At 65.0% G+C, this 15,773-nt stretch carries 15 protein-coding genes and 1 tRNA gene; 6 read left to right on the top strand and 10 right to left on the bottom strand.

Features of this window, described 5'->3' with window-relative positions; all coding sequences use genetic code 11:
• The first annotated feature begins 125 nt into the window (after window positions 1–125).
• Together IVB23_RS37645 and IVB23_RS37640 are read left to right on the top strand one after the other, a co-directional pair.
• The gene (locus tag IVB23_RS37645) at window positions 126–1,985 is read left to right on the top strand and encodes a type I secretion system permease/ATPase (RefSeq protein ID WP_247805027.1); all 1,860 of its coding nucleotides are present in this window, start codon (window positions 126–128) and stop codon (window positions 1,983–1,985) included.
• Window positions 1,986–1,995: 10 nt separating this feature from the next.
• Window positions 1,996–3,318 (top strand): HlyD family type I secretion periplasmic adaptor subunit, encoded by a 1,323-nt coding sequence (locus tag IVB23_RS37640; protein ID WP_131867879.1) that lies wholly within the window; start codon window positions 1,996–1,998, stop codon window positions 3,316–3,318.
• Between the two features lie 249 nt (window positions 3,319–3,567).
• Here IVB23_RS37640 and IVB23_RS37635 read toward each other — a convergent pair whose 3' ends face one another.
• From IVB23_RS37635 to IVB23_RS37615, 5 genes are all read right to left on the bottom strand, one after another.
• The gene (locus IVB23_RS37635) at window positions 3,568–3,657 is read right to left on the bottom strand and encodes a hypothetical protein (protein ID WP_247801987.1); all 90 of its coding nucleotides are present in this window, start codon (window positions 3,655–3,657) and stop codon (window positions 3,568–3,570) included.
• A 198-nt stretch (window positions 3,658–3,855) separates the two neighbouring features.
• Complete coding sequence (locus IVB23_RS37630; protein ID WP_247801986.1) at window positions 3,856–5,172, bottom strand: aspartate aminotransferase family protein; 1,317 nt, start codon at window positions 5,170–5,172, stop codon at window positions 3,856–3,858.
• Window positions 5,173–5,193: 21 nt separating this feature from the next.
• The gene (locus IVB23_RS37625) at window positions 5,194–5,403 is read right to left on the bottom strand and encodes a hypothetical protein (protein WP_246515367.1); all 210 of its coding nucleotides are present in this window, start codon (window positions 5,401–5,403) and stop codon (window positions 5,194–5,196) included.
• Between the two features lie 367 nt (window positions 5,404–5,770).
• A tRNA-Leu gene (locus IVB23_RS37620) sits at window positions 5,771–5,855 on the bottom strand.
• A 182-nt stretch (window positions 5,856–6,037) separates the two neighbouring features.
• Entirely contained in the window at window positions 6,038–6,280 is a 243-nt protein-coding gene (locus IVB23_RS37615; protein ID WP_011088012.1) for a FliM/FliN family flagellar motor switch protein, read from the bottom strand.
• A gap of 68 nt (window positions 6,281–6,348) precedes the next feature.
• Here IVB23_RS37615 and lipB point away from each other — a divergent pair, with 68 nt between their 5' ends.
• Window positions 6,349–7,098 carry a lipoyl(octanoyl) transferase LipB gene (lipB, locus tag IVB23_RS37610; RefSeq protein WP_247801985.1) on the top strand — a complete coding sequence of 250 codons (750 nt, stop codon included), beginning with the start codon at window positions 6,349–6,351 and terminating at the stop codon, window positions 7,096–7,098.
• 172 nt (window positions 7,099–7,270) lie between these two features.
• Complete coding sequence (locus tag IVB23_RS37605) at window positions 7,271–7,984, top strand: DNA helicase (RefSeq protein ID WP_247801984.1); 714 nt, start codon at window positions 7,271–7,273, stop codon at window positions 7,982–7,984.
• A 50-nt stretch (window positions 7,985–8,034) separates the two neighbouring features.
• On the opposite strand, the gene IVB23_RS37600 is transcribed toward IVB23_RS37605, so the two are convergent.
• Complete coding sequence (locus IVB23_RS37600; protein WP_247801983.1) at window positions 8,035–8,457, bottom strand: tautomerase family protein; 423 nt, start codon at window positions 8,455–8,457, stop codon at window positions 8,035–8,037.
• A 114-nt stretch (window positions 8,458–8,571) separates the two neighbouring features.
• Here IVB23_RS37600 and IVB23_RS37595 point away from each other — a divergent pair, with 114 nt between their 5' ends.
• Entirely contained in the window at window positions 8,572–9,426 is an 855-nt protein-coding gene (locus tag IVB23_RS37595; RefSeq protein WP_247801982.1) for a LysR family transcriptional regulator, read from the top strand.
• 129 nt (window positions 9,427–9,555) lie between these two features.
• The gene (locus tag IVB23_RS37590; RefSeq protein ID WP_247801981.1) at window positions 9,556–11,073 is read left to right on the top strand and encodes a PAS domain-containing sensor histidine kinase; all 1,518 of its coding nucleotides are present in this window, start codon (window positions 9,556–9,558) and stop codon (window positions 11,071–11,073) included.
• Window positions 11,074–11,167: 94 nt separating this feature from the next.
• On the opposite strand, the gene IVB23_RS37585 is transcribed toward IVB23_RS37590, so the two are convergent.
• The 4 genes from IVB23_RS37585 to IVB23_RS37570 all read right to left on the bottom strand — a co-directional run bounded on the left by IVB23_RS37585 (window position 11,168) and on the right by IVB23_RS37570 (window position 15,761).
• A complete protein-coding gene (locus IVB23_RS37585) occupies window positions 11,168–11,467 on the bottom strand; it encodes an acylphosphatase (RefSeq protein ID WP_057751581.1) in 300 nt (99 codons plus the stop codon).
• Window positions 11,464–12,330 carry an isocitrate lyase/PEP mutase family protein gene (locus tag IVB23_RS37580; protein WP_247801980.1) on the bottom strand — a complete coding sequence of 289 codons (867 nt, stop codon included), beginning with the start codon at window positions 12,328–12,330 and terminating at the stop codon, window positions 11,464–11,466. The genes IVB23_RS37585 and IVB23_RS37580 overlap by 4 nt, the downstream gene beginning before the upstream one ends.
• 158 nt (window positions 12,331–12,488) lie before the next feature.
• The gene (locus tag IVB23_RS37575) at window positions 12,489–14,504 is read right to left on the bottom strand and encodes an acetyl/propionyl/methylcrotonyl-CoA carboxylase subunit alpha (protein WP_247801979.1); all 2,016 of its coding nucleotides are present in this window, start codon (window positions 14,502–14,504) and stop codon (window positions 12,489–12,491) included.
• Window positions 14,505–14,669: 165 nt separating this feature from the next.
• On the bottom strand, window positions 14,670–15,761 hold the full coding sequence (locus tag IVB23_RS37570; RefSeq protein WP_061881309.1) for a putative zinc-binding peptidase: 1,092 nt from the start codon (window positions 15,759–15,761) through the stop codon (window positions 14,670–14,672).
• Window positions 15,762–15,773: the final 12 nt, after the last annotated feature.

Raw genomic sequence — 15,773 nt, 5'->3', positions numbered from 1 at the left:
GAGCGACCACGCCAGGTTTCGATTCCCGGTCTACGCGGCCGAACTTCCGAACCATGGCGGCGTTTCGTCGCAGGAATCGCGGCTTCGTTGCCGCCGGCCCGCGTTTTCGCGCACCGCGCTTTGTCATGCGCCTGACGTTGAACCTCGCTAACGAACGCCGACCACATCCGACCGTGACGATCCGACGTCGTTTTGAATTGAGTAAGATGACCGCAACAACGTCCTCCGCGTCGACTCCCGCGTCCGGCGATCTCGCGTCGGCCGCGATCGCCTCCTGCAGAACGGCCTTTCTGACGGTGGGACTGTTCTCGGCGGTGCTCAATCTGCTGATGCTCACCGGCTCGATCTACATGCTGCAGGTGTACGACCGGGTCATCCCATCGCACAGCATTCCGACCTTGATCGCGCTGTCGATCGCGGTGGCGGCGGCGTATGCGATGCAAGGGCTGTTCGACCTGCTGCGTCAGCGCATTCTGACCCGGATCGGATCGGCACTGCACGCCGCGCTGTGGCAACCGGTCGTCTGCAACATCCTGCGCGGGCCGCTACGCGGCGGCGGCGCGAATCGCGGCCTGCAATTGTCACATGATCTGGACTCGGTCCGGTCGTTCCTTTCCGGGCTCGGCCCGACGACCCTGTTCGACTTGCCGTGGATGCCGCTGTATCTCGCCGGCTGCTTTCTCTTGCATCCTTATCTCGGCTGGACGCTGGTCGTGGGCGCGGTGCTGCTGTTCGGGATCGCGCTGCTCACCGAGGTGCTGACGCGGGCGCCGACCCGGGACGCCTCGCGTGCCGGCGCAATCCGCGGCGTCCAGCTTGAAGCCGGTCGGCGCAACGCCGAAATCGTGGCCGCGCTGGGGATGGAGCAGCGGTTGATCGACCGGATCGGAACCGCCAACGACGATCTCGTCGCCGCCCAGCAGCGCAACGCCGATATCGCCGGATCGCTCGGTGCGTTGTCGAAGACGCTGCGCTTCATGCTGCAATCGGCGCTGCTCGGCCTCGGCGCCTATCTGGTGATCGAGGGGCAGGCCAGCGGCGGCGTGATGATCGCCGCGTCGATCATGGGCAGCCGCGCGCTCGCGCCGGTGGAACTGGCGATCTCCATCTGGCGTCCATTCCTCGGCGCGAGACAGGCGGGCCAACGGCTCCGAGCTGCCCTGCGCGACGGCGACGCCCCGAAGCCCGACGTCGCACCCGAACGCGCCGTCCATCGGCTCACGGTCGAGCAGGTAACGATCGCCGCCCCCGGCGGCACCACCGCGATCGTGCACAACGCGTCGTTCGCACTCGAAGCCGGCCAGGCGGTTGGCATCATTGGCCCGTCAGCCGCCGGCAAATCGACGCTGGCGCGGGCGCTGGTCGGGATCTGGCCGATCGCACGCGGCGAGATCCGCCTTGATAGCGCCACCCTCGACCAGTGGCCGGCAGAAATTCGCGGCGGCATGATCGGCTATCTGCCGCAGGACGTCGAATTGTTCGACGGAACGGTGGCGGAGAACATCGCACGCTTCGACCCTGAGATCGACGAGGCGGCGGTGATCGCCGCGGCGAAGGCAGCCGGCGCCTACGAGATGATCCTGAAGCTGCCGAAGGGGTTCGAGATGCGGATCGGCGAAGCCGGCGCCACCCTGTCGGGCGGCCAGCGGCAGCGGATCGCGCTGGCGCGCGCGCTCTACAAGGATCCGTTCATGGTGGTGCTCGACGAGCCGAACGCCAGCCTAGACGCCGAAGGCGACGCCGCGCTGACCGACGCCATCCGGCGCGTCCGGGCTCGCGGCGGCATTGCCGTCATCATCGCGCATCGACCGGCGGCGCTCGCCGCGGTCGATCTCGTGCTGACGCTGGCGACCGGCCAGGTGCAGGCGTTCGGCCCGAAGGACGAAGTGCTGCGCAAATCGCTCGCCGCTCATCCGGTGCCCGGCGGAGCGGCGCTGCAGGCGGTGCCCGATGCGCGCTCGGTTCCGGCCGCCGCCGCCAGTTGAGGACCTCCATATGACCGCACCCCGCACGCCCGATGCTCGCCGCAACAATCCGTTTCGCGATATCCGGCGCGCCACCGGATTCGGGATCGGCACGCTGGCGATCGTGGTGTCCACCGCCGGCGTTTGGGCGATGACCGCGCCGCTCGCCAGCGCCGTGATCGCGCCGGCACAGGTGGTGGTCGACAGCAACGTCCGCCGCGTTCAGCACCCGACCGGTGGCGTGGTCGCCGACATCTACGTCAACGACGGCGATCAGGTTCGGGCCGGCGACATGCTGGTCCGCCTCGACGAGACGCTGCCGCGCGCCAACCTTGCGCTGATCGAAAACCAGCTCAACCAGCTAGGGGTGCGTCGTGCCCGGCTGCAGTCCGAGCAGAACGGCCGCGACGCGGTGGCGCTGCCCGGCGAGATCGCCGCCCGCCGCGCCGTCGCCGCGATCGCGGAGATGATCGAGGGCGAGACCACGCTGTTCGCCCGGCGGCGCGAGGCGATCAGCGGCCAACAATCGCAGCTGCGCGAACGAAAGGCGCAGATCGCGGACGAAATCCGCGGCCTGGAGGCGCAGATCGCGTCGAAGCGCGAACAGATCCGCTGGATCGACACCGAGTTGGAGGGCGTCCGCGAGCTTTACGAAAAGCGTCTGGTGCCCTATGCGCGCCTCACTGCGCTCGAGCGCGAGGCCTCCCGCCTGACCGGCGAGGAAGGCCAGCTGATCGCCGAGATCGCACGCGCCAAGGGCCGGATCACCGAAACCGAACTGCAGATCATCCAGCTGGTCCAGGACCAGCGCCGCGAGGTCGCGACCGAACTGCGCGACGTCGAGACCAAGCTTGCCGATCTCGGTGAACGCCGCATCGCCGCGATGGACCAGCTCGATCGCGTGGTATTGCGCGCGCCGCAGGACGGTCTGATCCACCAGAAATCGGTCTTCACCGTCGGTGGCGTGATCACCGCGGGCGAACAGCTGATGCTCATCGTGCCGAAGGATTCGCTTGTGGTCGAGGCCCGGGTCGATCCGCAAATGATCGACCGGCTCAAGGTCGGGCAATCAGCCAAGCTCCGCTTCAGCGCGTTCGACGCCGCTGTGACCCCCGAGCTCGATGGCACGCTGACGCGGATCGCCGCCGACCTGACCAAAGACCCGCAATCCGGCGCGGCTTACTACGTCGCCCGCATCAGCCTCGACGCGAGCGAACTCGCCAAGCTCGACGGCAAGGCGCTGGTGCCCGGTATGCCGGTTGAAGCCTTCATCCAGAACGGCGTGCGGACGGCGCTCGCCTACCTGCGCAAGCCGCTGGAAGATCAGCTCGCCCGCGCGCTGCGGCAGAAATAGTCCAAGTCCCCATCGCGATCGTTGCCCAGCATGCGTCCGCATTGCCGTCAGCACGGTATCCCAATTTCCGAACGAGTCAGATCTGCGGATCCTCGCCAGGCGAGCAAGCCTGGTGTGCCGATGTTGCCGGAGTCCGCCGCAGGCCGGCCCTAAGGCGAAGATCGCGGTCGCGCTCGGCACGTCACCAGTTCAGGCCGGACCCAACCGACGGAGTGGCGCACCCAAACGCCGAGCGGCCTCATCATTCAATCACCTGAGCCCGATATCGAGCCATCCCAGATCATTGACCTCGATCTGCTCGCCGTCACCAATCAGGACGGTCGTCGTCTCAGCTTCCACAATTGCGGGACCTTCGACCTTGTTGCCTGGACGAAGTTGATCCGCGGACTGGTCTGCCGGCGTTGTCGGCTATTTTGCGAACACGGTGTTGCGAACGATCGCGACGAGGTCATCGCAAGCCTGCTGGTAGGAATGAGGATCTCAATCCGGCGTCAAGCGAGCGCCGGTCGGAACAGTTCCCGGGTACGGAGAGCCTGATCAGCCGAACGCGGCGACCTCCTCCAGGGACTCCGCAGCCGCCTTCACAATCGTATCCACGTCAGCATCGGTCATCGGCAACGACAGCGCCATCAGGCCATAGCTCGCGACCAATATCCCGCGATTGAGCAGCCCGGCGGTGAACACGGCCTGGCGCTTCGCTTCCATCTCGCTCAAGTAGGCTGAACGATAATCCCGGACGTTGCGATCCGTAAAATGAATCTTGAGAAGCGAGCCCAATCCGACCGCGGTCCCGGCAACGCCGGTCTTGCGGAAAGCCGCATTGATACCGTCGCGTACCGCGGTGCCGATCCTATCGAGGCGTGAATAGGCTGCTGTGTCGAGCAGCTTCATAGCGGCAAGACCGGCGCGCATGGTGACGGGATTGGCCGAGAAGGTGCCACCGTGCGGGAGCTGCGGCTTGCCGGAGGATGGATCGAACACCGACATGAACTTCTTGCCGCCGGCGATCGCGCCGACCGGAAAGCCGCCGCCGATGATCTTGCCGAGCGTAGTCAGGTCCGGATCGATCCCCCAAAGCCCTTGCGCACCCTCATAGCCGAGACGGAATGTGATGACTTCGTCGAATACAAGCAGCGCGCCGACTTCCCGCGTGACCTGACAGAGCGCTTCCACATAGGCTCTGTCCGCCGGAACCAGACCTGCTCGGTTCGGCATCGGATCAACGAGTACACAGGCGAGTTCGGGACCATGCTCGCGGATCAAGCTCACTGCCGCCTCGACGTCGTTGAACGGAATGGTCACGACGTCCGCGAGCACGTTGTCGGGCGTGCCTTTGGCATAGGCTACCGATACCGGGGCGTTGCCGCCCCAAGCCGCGGGTGTCGGATCGAGGCTGACTTCAGCGTAGTCATAGGAGCCGTGATAAGCACCCTCGCACTTGGCGATCTTCGGACGACCCGTGTAGGCGCGGGCAGCTTTCAGCGCCATCATCACCGCCTCCGTGCCCGAATTGCAGAAACGGACATGGTCTACCGATGGAAGCCTTGCTGTCAGCAATTCGGCGAGCTCGACCTCGGACTCCGTCGGCATGCCGAAGGCCGAGCCCAGCGCGAGCTGCTTGGTCGCCGCCTCGATCAATGCGGGATGAGCATGGCCATGGATCAGAGACGTGAAATTGTTGATGCAGTCGATATATTCATTGCCATCGACGTCCCGGACTCGGCAGCCGGCGCCTGAAGCTGCGTAGATCGGAAACGGCTTCATGTAGACCGTGGTGCGCGTATTGCCACCCGGCAGGCTCTTCAGCGCTCGCTGATAGAGATCTCGCGATTGAGAATGATTGGCGGGATACATCTTGCCTCCTTGATCCCGGGTTCAACGGCCCAGATAAGCTTCGCGCACGCGCGCATTGTGCTTGAGTTCGCCTGCTGGTCCTTCGAGCACAATGCGCCCTGTCTCCAGCACATAGGCACGATCGGCGACCGAGAGCGCAAGCACCGTGTTCTGCTCCACGACCAGGATCAGACCGGCCTCGCCAATGCACCTGACTTGTTCGTAAACCTCTTCGGCGAGCCGCGACGCCAAGCCGAGCGATGGCCACTCTTCTCTTTCGACCTCGCTAGGGGGCTCGCGGAGTCGATCCGGCTGCAGCGCACCGGACCGGTCGAGTCATGACTGCCCGAGAATGGCGAGAATCCGTTCGCGGTGCTAACGTGCAAGGTCATCAAGGCAGAGGTGAAGGCGCTTACCTCATCGCAGGCGGGCGCAGGCGAATCGAGAGAAGCTCGGCTTCAGCGGCATGGAAGAGATCGTCGCATTCGATCAGAGCCGTCACTCGACGACCTTTTGCGGGGACCCGACGCGAACAGCGTGCGAACGCGGCGCGGGAACAGAGCGGTAACACCCCCGGACACCAAAAATATGAATGATTTCAACGCCAATCGTGGGTCTATGGTGCGCTCGGAGGGACTCGAACCCCCACGATTTTACTCACTGCCACCTCAAGGCAGCGCGTCTACCAGTTCCGCCACGAGCGCTTTGGGGATGCCGACTTGAGGCTTGAGGGCCAGCCGGATCAACGGCGCCGATCTAACAAATCCATCAGAGGGGTACAAGCCTGCAAAGGCCCTGAATTCCACAAGCTTTGCAGGAAAGTTCCAGCCCTCTGCCCGAATCGGCAAGTGCTGGTCCCCAGGCCGCTACCGCCTGCCCCGCGGCCTTACCGGGTCCCCGGCGTGCGCGGCAGCATCTGCTTGACCTCGACCGCTATCCGGTTGCGATCGACCAGCACGACGCCGGAGGCAACAGGCAGATTATTGGCCAGGACCTTGACCTCGTCGGCCTCGGTAGCATCCAGCTCGATGATGGCGCCGCGGGAAAGACGCAATACTTGATGGATCGGCATGGTGGTGGTCCCGAGGACGACCATGAGATCCACGGTGACTTTATCGAGAGTGGGCACTGTCAGGACCGCCGCGACATGGGACTCTTCATTTGCGCCTGCGATCATCACCACGTTATGGTTAGCCAATGGTTAATTCGCCTGAAAACCCCCGCCAAAGCCAGCGGCAAGAGCTCGATCTGACGTCGTTTTCCGCCGCAGGCGGCGAGCCCGTCGAATGGCTCATCTCGGATGCACCGGTGCCGTATCCGGATGCCGTGGCCATCATGGAGGCCCGGGTCGCCGCGATCGCGGCGGGCGAGGCCCCGGAACTGGTCTGGCTGCTCGAACACCCCCCGCTCTACACCTCGGGCACCTCGGGCAAGCAATCAGACCTGCTGGATGCCCGCTTCCCGATCTTCGCGAGCGGGCGCGGCGGGCAGCTCACCTATCACGGGCCGGGCCAGCGGGTGGCCTATGTCATGCTCGACCTCAAGCGCCGCCGGCCTGACGTGCGGGCCTATGTCGCGAGCCTGGAGGAATTGATCCTGCGCACGCTGGCTGCCTTCAACATTCGCGGCGAGCGGCGCGAGGACCGGGTTGGCGTCTGGGTCAGGCGCCCCGACAAGGGAGCCGATCACGAGGACAAGATCGCGGCGATCGGCGTCCGCCTGAAGCGCTGGGTGTCGTTCCACGGTATCGCCATCAATGTCGAGCCGGAGCTGTCGCATTTCGCCGGCATCGTGCCCTGCGGCGTTGCCGATCCCCGCTATGGCGTCACCTCGCTGGTCGATCTCGGTCAGCTCGTGACCATGGCCGATGTCGATATCGCGCTCAGGCGGACGTTCGAAGAAGTGTTCGGACCAACCCGCGCGCTGCTGCCGGAAGCGGTCGCCTAGCGCTACCGCGTTCTGCGCGGAATCGGCTATACTTGATTCCGGCGTCGCCCACGCCTCCCCCCTCCGCCGGGAAAGCAGACTTCATGCTGGGCGAATTGATCATCGGACCGACTGTTCGAGCGCTGGGCATAAGGAGGGATTGCGATCATGCTCGCAATGGGAGGTTCTCACGATGAGACTGTCTGCGCCGATCTATCATCTCAAGCGCAAGGCGAAGCGCCTGTCCCGCGAGGAAGGCATTCCACTCCACGACGCGCTTGACCGCGTCGCCACAGCGGAAGGGTTTTCCGCCTGGAGCTTGCTGGCGGCAAGAGCCGCGGCGGAGACGCCGGCCGGCAAGCTGTTTCCTCAATTCCGGCCGGGCGAGCTGGTGCTGCTGGGTGCGCGACCCGGTCATGGCAAAACCCTGATGAGTCTCGAACTCGCGGTGGAGGCCATGAGGAAAGGCAGCCGTGCCGCGTTCTTCTCGCTCGAATACACCGAGAGAGACGTTCTGGACCGCTTGCGGGCGATCGGCGTGGAGCCTGCGCAGTTCGACAAATTGTTCGAGCTCGATTGCTCCGATGCGATCAGCGCCGATTACGTCGTCAAGCAGATGGCCCCCGCCCCACGCGGCACATTCGTGGTGATCGACTATCTGCAACTGCTCGACCAGCGCCGGGAAAATCCCGACCTGACCGTTCAGGTGCGCGCGCTGAAATCGTTCGCACGTGACAGGGGGCTGATCATCGTCTTCATCTCCCAGATCGATCGATCCTATGATCCCGCAGTCAAGCCCTGTCCTGATCTCAGCGATGTCCGCTTGCCGAACCCGTTGGACCTGAAGCTGTTCGACAAGACGTGCTTCATCAACAATTCCGAAGTTCAGTTCCGCGCAGCGAGCTGACGATCCCTCGCAACCGGTCGCGGGTGAGATTGCTCACCCGCGATCAGGCATCACGCCGCCTGCAGCGAAACCTCGAGCTTGCCGGCAATGTAGCGCCGCTCCTGGGTCAGGCCGCCAAAGCCGTAGGCATCGCCCTTGACCTCGTCGACATGCACATAGGTCTCGGGATGCAGCGGCCCCAGGACCTCGGCCATGCGCTTGAACATTGCAGCGAGATAAGCCGCCTTCTCGTCCTTGGTGTTGGTGCCCTCGGTGACGTGGATGTCGATCCAGTAGCTTGCGAGCTTCTGCTCGGCGAGCGACTTGCCGCCCGCGAACCAATCGCCCGCATCCACGGACTTCACGATGATGGCGGTGACTTTGGGATCCTTGTGCAGGATCTTTGCCGTGAGCTCGGACACGGCATTGGCGATGTCGGCCTTCAGCGACGGCGACTGGCGAGACGTGGCGTAGGACACTTTGATCAGGGGCATGGTGGTTCTCCTCAAGATGCTGCGCCGGGCCTTGCGCGGCGTTGGTGAGAAGCTAGACCTGGGACCATGATTTTGGTATCTTATCGAGACTTATATCAGTGATAACAATCCGTAATGAACGCAACGCTCGACATCGCCACGGTCCGGGCCTTCCTGCTGGTTGCCGACCTCCAGAGCTTTACCCGGGCGGCCGAAGCACTCGGCACGACGCAGGCGGCTGTCAGCCTCAAGCTGCAACGGCTGGAGACGTTGCTGGGGAAACGCCTCGTCGAACGCTCGCCGCGCGCCGTTCGGCTCACTGCCGATGGTGCTGATTTCCTCGATCGCGCCCGCGCGCTCATGGAAGCGCATGACCGTGCGTTCTCCGGCGAGGCTTCCGCCGCGCAGTCGCTTTCGCTCGGCATCTCCGACCATGCCGCGGGCCCCGAACTGGTGACGCTGCTCGAACGGCTGCACGCGATGTCCGCGAATCTCACGCTCGCCGTCACCATCGGTTTCTCGCGCGAGATGCAGGACGCCTATGATGCGGGCGAGCTGGACGCGGTGATCGTCCGCCAGGAGGGCAGCCGCCGCGGCGGCGAGAAGCTGGCTGATGACGAGTTCGGCTGGTTCGCGTCACGGCGTTTCACGCTCCCGAAGGGCGAAGCACTGCCGCTGGCAACGCTCGCCCCGCCCTGTGGCGTCCGCGCCATCGCCGTGCGCGCGCTCGACAAGGCCCGCACTCCCTGGCGCGAGCGTTTCGTCGGCGGCGGTGTCACGGCCGTGGTTGCGGCGGCGCTTGCCGGACTTGCAATCACGCCGCTAGCGCGGCGGATCGCGCCTCCGGGCTTGGTCGATATCGGGCCTGCGCACAAGCTGCCGAAGCTCGGCAGTTCGAAGGTGATGCTGCATTCGAAAGTCAGCGATCCCGCCAAGCTCGCGGCACTGCGCGCTGTGGCCGCGACGTTCCGGAGCCTGGCGACGAGCTAGCGGCCAGTCCGAGGAGCCTGATCGCCCGGCGGCCACTGTATATGATGCGGATATTGCCTAAAAATTTCCCACAGAATGGGAACTAATCCGCCATGTGCGGCGTTTGCCCCCGTCGAGGCGGGGTCCGGAATGACCGAAAAGTTCAGTCAACAGAGAGACTTGTTCGAGAGCGAGCGCAGTTTCCGGCTGTTGGTTGAGGGAGTCGCCGACTACGCCCTGTACATGCTTGATCCCAAGGGGATCATCACCAGCTGGAACATCGGCGGCGAACGCATCAAGGGCTATTCGCCCGAGGAGATCCTCGGCCAGCATTTTTCCCGCTTCTACACCGAGACCGACCGCGCCAATGGCAAGCCTGCGCGGGCGCTCGGTATTGCCCGGGAAAAGGGCCGATATGAGGAGGAAGGCTGGCGCGTCCGAAAGGACGGCACGTTCTTCTGGGCCAGCGTGGTGATCGACCCGATCTACGAGGGCGGCGCGCTGATCGGCTTCGCCAAGATCACGCGCGACATCACCGAGCGCCGCAACGCCCAGCTCAAGCTCGAGGCAATGCAGAAGCAGCTCGCCGAGTCGCAGAAATTCGATGCGCTCGGACAGCTCACCGGCGGGGTTGCCCACGACTTCAACAATCTTCTGATGATCATCAGCGGCAGCCTTCACATCCTGAAGAAGGGCGCTTCTGGCGACCCCAAGCTCGAGCGCGCCATGTCCGCGATCGAAACCGCCACCAAACGCGGCGCCGCGCTGACGAACCAGCTCCTCACCTTTGCGCGGCGGCAAAGCGTCAACCCGCAGGCGATCGATTTCGCCGAACGCGTCGCGGCCATCCGCGAGGTGCTCGACGCCGGCGTGGGCAGTTCCGTGCGCCTCGCCTTCGACATTCGCTCCGACACATGGCCGATCAAGGCCGACGTCTCCGAGCTCGAGACCGCGCTGCTCAACCTCGTCATCAATGCCCGCGACGCGATGCCGGACGGTGGCACGGTGACGATCGGCGCGCGCAATGTCGCGCTGAACGAACCTCCCCTCGCCGGCGACTTCGTCGCAATCGACGTCACGGATACCGGGCTCGGAATTCCCTCCGACGTTCTCGACAAGATTTTCGAGCCGTTCTTCACGACCAAGCCGATCGGAAAAGGTACCGGCCTCGGCCTTTCGCAGGTGCACGGCTTCGCTCATCAGGCCGGCGGCACGATAACGGTCGCAAGCGAGCTCGGAAAGGGCACGACATTCACCATCATCCTGCCGCGCGGCACAGATGCGCCGTCGCGCGAGACATCGGGGACGCCTCTCCGCGGCAGCGGCACGGTGCTGCTGGTCGAGGACAATCCCGACGTTGCTCTGGTCAGCATCGGTCTTCTGGAGCAGCTCGGCTATCAAGTGCGCCGGGTCGCCGATGCCGAAGCGGCATTGCGCGAGATCGAGAGCAACGGCGTCGACTTCGTGTTCTCGGACATCGTCATGCCCGGCAAGATGGATGGGCTCAGCCTCGCCCATCGCCTCCGCCAGATCCGCCCCGGCCTGCCGATCCTGCTTGCCACCGGCTACAGCGAGGTCGCCGCCGGCGTACGCGGCGATTTCCCGATCCTGCGCAAGCCCTATGAGATCCACGAGCTGAGCGAGGCGATCGCCAAGCTGCCGCGATGAGGGCTCACTTGGAGAGCTTGGGGCACCTAAGCCTCCTCGCCATCATGACCGGGCTTGTCCCGCCTGCCCGGGCATGACCACCTCTTGTGAGCGCTTACACCGTCGGCAGCACCGAGAACGCTTCCCCTGCCCTGCGCAAATTCAGCTCATCCACGCTCGCGGTTTCACTGGTGACGCTGTCGACGCGCGAGGACGGCGGGCCGTGGCGGCACAGCGCGACCATGTCGGCAACGTGCTTCGGCGCACCAGCGAACAGCGCTTCCACGCTGCCGTCGCGACGGTTGCGGACCCAGCCTTCGAGGCCACTCGCCGTCGCCTGATACTCGACCCAGGCCCGATAGCCGACGCCCTGCACGCGTCCGCGGATCATGACCTGGAGAATTGCCCGGCTCACTTGTTCAGTCCGAGGACATCGGCGCTGCGCACCCTGGCCTCGCCTTCGCGCATGACACGGGCCATCAGCTCCGGCGACGCCAGGCCCTTGAGGCTTTTTGGCGCCATGCCCTCGCGCAACGCCTTCTGTGTCTCATAGATGGCCTGCGTCGCGGCGGCGATCGGCGCATGACCCTGGAGTGCGATGCGTACGCGCCGGCTCGCAAGGTAATCGAGCGCGTTCAATTCGTCCGGCGCACCGCCGAGCACGATCGGCAGGCGCGTGGCAGATGCGATGGCCTCGAGCTCGGCGCGCGACTTGATGCCGGTGAAGAACAACGCATCGACCCCGGTGGCCTCATAAGCCTTGGCGCGGCGAACAGCATCCTCGATCGAGGTGATCGCGGCAGCGCCCGTGCGGCCCATGATCACCAGCGACGGATCGCTGCGGCCGCCAAGCGCCGCCTTCATCTTGCCGACGCCTTCCTCGAGCGAGATCAGCTGCGTCTTGGTCTCGCCAAAGGCAGCCGGCAGCAGCGTGTCCTCGATGGTGAGACCGGCCGCGCCCGCCATCTCCAGCTCCTGCACCGTGCGGCGCACGTTGAGCGCATTGCCGTAACCATGATCGGCGTCGACCAGAACGGGGAGTGTTGCGGCGCGCGACATCCGCCGCATCTGCTCGGCAAGCTCGGTGAGCGTGATGAGGGTGACATCGGGATCGCCGAGCACGGCGAGCGAGGCCACTGATCCCCCGAACATGCCGAGTGGAAACCCGAGGTCCTCGGCAATGCGGATCGAGATGGCGTCGTAGACCGAGCCGGGATGGACACAAGTCCCGCCCGACAGGATGGAGCGAAGTTTCTCGCGGCGGGAACGAAAGGCCATGGGTGCCCTCTCATTTGTAGCGACGCAGCCGCAACATACTCGGTCATTGCGAGCGCAGCGAAGCAATCCAGGATCTTTCCGCAGAGGCAGTCTGGATTGCTTCGCTGCGCTCGCAATGACGGTGTTCGTGGGGACGCTGAGATCCCCACGAAGACGCTTTACGCAAACTCCAGGATCAGCGCGTCCACCGCGAGTGTCGCGCCCGCGCTGGCGTGGATCTTCTTCACGGTGCCGTCCTGCTCGGCACGCAGCACATTCTGCATCTTCATGGCTTCGACCACCGCCAGCGTCTCGCCGGCCTTGACCTCCTGCCCCTCGGTCACCGCGATCGAGACGACGAGGCCGGGCATCGGACAGAGCAGCTTCTTGCCGGTGTCGGAGGCCGTCGTCACCGGCATCAGCCGGGCAGAGGTCGCTTCTGTCTCGGTCCAGACATAGACCGGCACCTCGACGCCCTGATGCGCGAGGCGGATGCCGTTGGCGATCGGACGCGCCTGCACCGCGACGAGGTGACCGTCGATGGTGCCCTGCCAGACCGGATCGCCGGGCTTCCACGGCGACTGCAAGAGATTCGCATTGCCGGCCTTGCCGTCGGGATCGATGAAGCGGATCGCGATTGCCTCGCCCTCGCGTCCGACCTCGAGCAGGATCTCCTGGCGGTCGAGCCAGACCGAGCGGCGTCGCTCGCGCTGCACGATGCGGCCGCCCATCTGGCCCGAGATCTGCCGCTTGCGCTCACCGAGCACGTGATCGATCGCGGCGCCGACCGCGGCGATGCGACGCGCGACCTCGCCTTCGGGCACGCGCACAGCAAAGCCCTTGGGGAATTCCTCGGCGATGAAGCCGGTCGAGAGTCGTCCCTCGCGCCAGCGCGGATGGTGCATCAGCGCGGACAGGAACGGGATGTTGTGCCTGATGCCGTCGACGTAGAACGAATCCAGCGCGGTCGCCTGCGCCTCGATCGCAGCCGCGCGCGACGGCGCATGGGTGACGAGCTTGGCGATCATCGGATCGTAGTGGATCGAGATCTCGCCGCCCTCCTGCACGCCGGTGTCGTTGCGGATGGTGATGCCGTCCTTGCTGGCTTCCGCCGGCGGGCGATATTTCACCAGCCGCCCGATCGAGGGCAGGAAGTTGCGGAACGGATCTTCGGCGTAGAGGCGCGATTCCACCGCCCAGCCGGTCAGCGTGACGTCCTTCTGCGCGATGGCGAGCTTCTCGCCGGCGGCGACGCGGATCATCTGCTCGACGAGGTCGATGCCGGTGACCAGTTCCGTGACGGGATGCTCGACCTGGAGGCGCGTGTTCATCTCCAGGAAGTAGAAGCTCTTGTCCTGCCCTGCCACGAACTCGACCGTGCCGGCGGAGTCGTAGTTCACGGCCTTGGCCAGCGCGACCGCCTGCTCGCCCATCTTGCGGCGGGTGGCCTCATCCAGCAGCGGCGACGGCGCCTCCTCGATGACCTTCTGGTTGCGACGCTGGATCGAGCATTCGCGCTCGCCGAGATAGATCACGTTGCCGTGCTTGTCGCCGAGCACCTGGATCTCGATGTGGCGGGGATCGACGATGAACTTTTCGACGAAGACACGGTCGTCGCCGAACGAGGCCTTGGCCTCGGCCTTGGCGAGGTTGAAGCCCTCGGCGACCTCGGCCTTGGAATGGGCGATGCGCATGCCCTTGCCGCCACCGCCGGCGGAGGCCTTGATCATGACGGGGTAGCCGATCTCGTCGGCGATGCGGACCGCGTGCTTGTCGTCCTCGATGACGCCGAGATAGCCCGGCACGGTCGAGACTTTTGCTTTTGCGGCGGCCTTCTTGGACTCGATCTTGTCGCCCATCGCGGCGATCGCGCCCGGGTTCGGGCCGATGAAGACGATGCCGGCCGCTTCCAGCGCGCGCGGAAACGCCTCGCGCTCGGACAGGAAGCCGTAGCCGGGATGCACGGCCTCGGCGCCCGTCCTGCGGCAGGCCTCCACGATCTTCTCGATCACCAGATAGCTCTCGGCCGCAGCCGGCGGACCAATCAGCACCGCCTCGTCGGCCATCTCGACATGGAGGGCATCGCGGTCGGCCTCGGAATAGACCGCAACCGTTTGAATTCCCATCTTGCGGGCGGTCTTGATGACCCGACAGGCGATTTCGCCGCGATTGGCGATCAGAATCCGTTTGAACATGCTTTTCTTGAGTCTCGACCTTGGGCGGGACCCGTCTCCTGGCCGTTGGGGCCTATGGGGACGGGCCGTGTGGCTCCCGTGGTACATCAAAATGGGCCGGAGGCAACGGTCTAAATCCGGGGCCTCTGGCGTACCAGCGCAAGACCGAAATGGGCCCGGCGAGCCCTAGGGACGCCGTGCCGCTTCCCGGGGCTTCCCGGCCTTGGCCACGTCCCGGACCAGGCCGTGAATGAAGCCGAGTTTGGCGACCACCGCGGGCGACAGGATGAAGGGATAGAGGTCGCGCAGACCCATGGCGCGGTTGACGCTGTTCATGGCGAAGGTGAAGGGCAGCCATGCGTTGACCAGCGCCTCGATATCCCTTGCCTCGTAAGGGTTGAAGCGGATGCGCGCCGTCAGTTCCCCATCGCGATCGACCCTGGGGCGCACCTCCATGCCGAACTCGGCGGCCATCTCCAGCGTGTCGACGATGTGGAGGTAGTGCGCCCAGGTCTCGGCGAAGTCTTCCCAGGGATGCATCGTGGCGTAGGCCGAGACGTAGCTCTGCTGCCAGTCGGGCGGCGGGCCTTCGGCATAATGGCGCTGCAAGGCCTGACCGTAATCGGCCGCATCGTCGCCGAACACGGCGCGGCATTGGTCGAGCTTGCCGCCGTCGCGCACCAGCACGTTCCAGAAATAGTGTCCGACCTCGTGGCGGAAATGCCCGAGCGGCGTCCGGTAGGGCTCGCCCATTTCGAGCCTGCGCCGCTCGCGCTCGATGTCGTCCGCCTCCTTGAGCGCAATCGTGATCAGGCCGCTGTCGTGGCCCGTCATGACCTTCTGTCCGCTGTTCGGATCGTCGGCAAGGAAATTGAAGATCAGCCCATGTTCGGGATTGTCCTGCCGGGTCTGGAGCGGCAGCCTCCAGCGGATCAGGGCATAGAGTAGACGGTGCTTGGCCACCTCCAGCTCACGCCATCCAGCAAGCTGCGCCGGATCGGAGAGGTTCGGTACCGTCCCATTGTGGCGGCAGGCGCGGCAATAGCCGGTGGTATCGTCCGTGTCCGTCAGCCAGTTGCAGGCGTCGTACTCGGCATTCCGGCACAGCATCCGGCCTTCGCCATTGTCGGCCAATGTCCGCCAGGCTTCTCCGTCGGGCTCGATCGCCGACATTGTCTCCTTCTCCGGCATGAAGGCGACACGATGGCCGCAGCGTTCGCAGGCACGATTCTCGAAATAGAGAACGTTGCCGCAGGCCTGACAGACGAAGAGCTTCAAGATTTAGCCTCT

The sequence above is a fragment of the Bradyrhizobium sp. 191 genome (assembly GCF_023100985.1).
Classification (GTDB): Bacteria; Pseudomonadota; Alphaproteobacteria; order Rhizobiales; family Xanthobacteraceae; genus Bradyrhizobium; species Bradyrhizobium diversitatis.
Note: the sequence above shows the minus strand (reverse complement) of the source record. Positions and strands in the feature narration are given on the sequence as shown.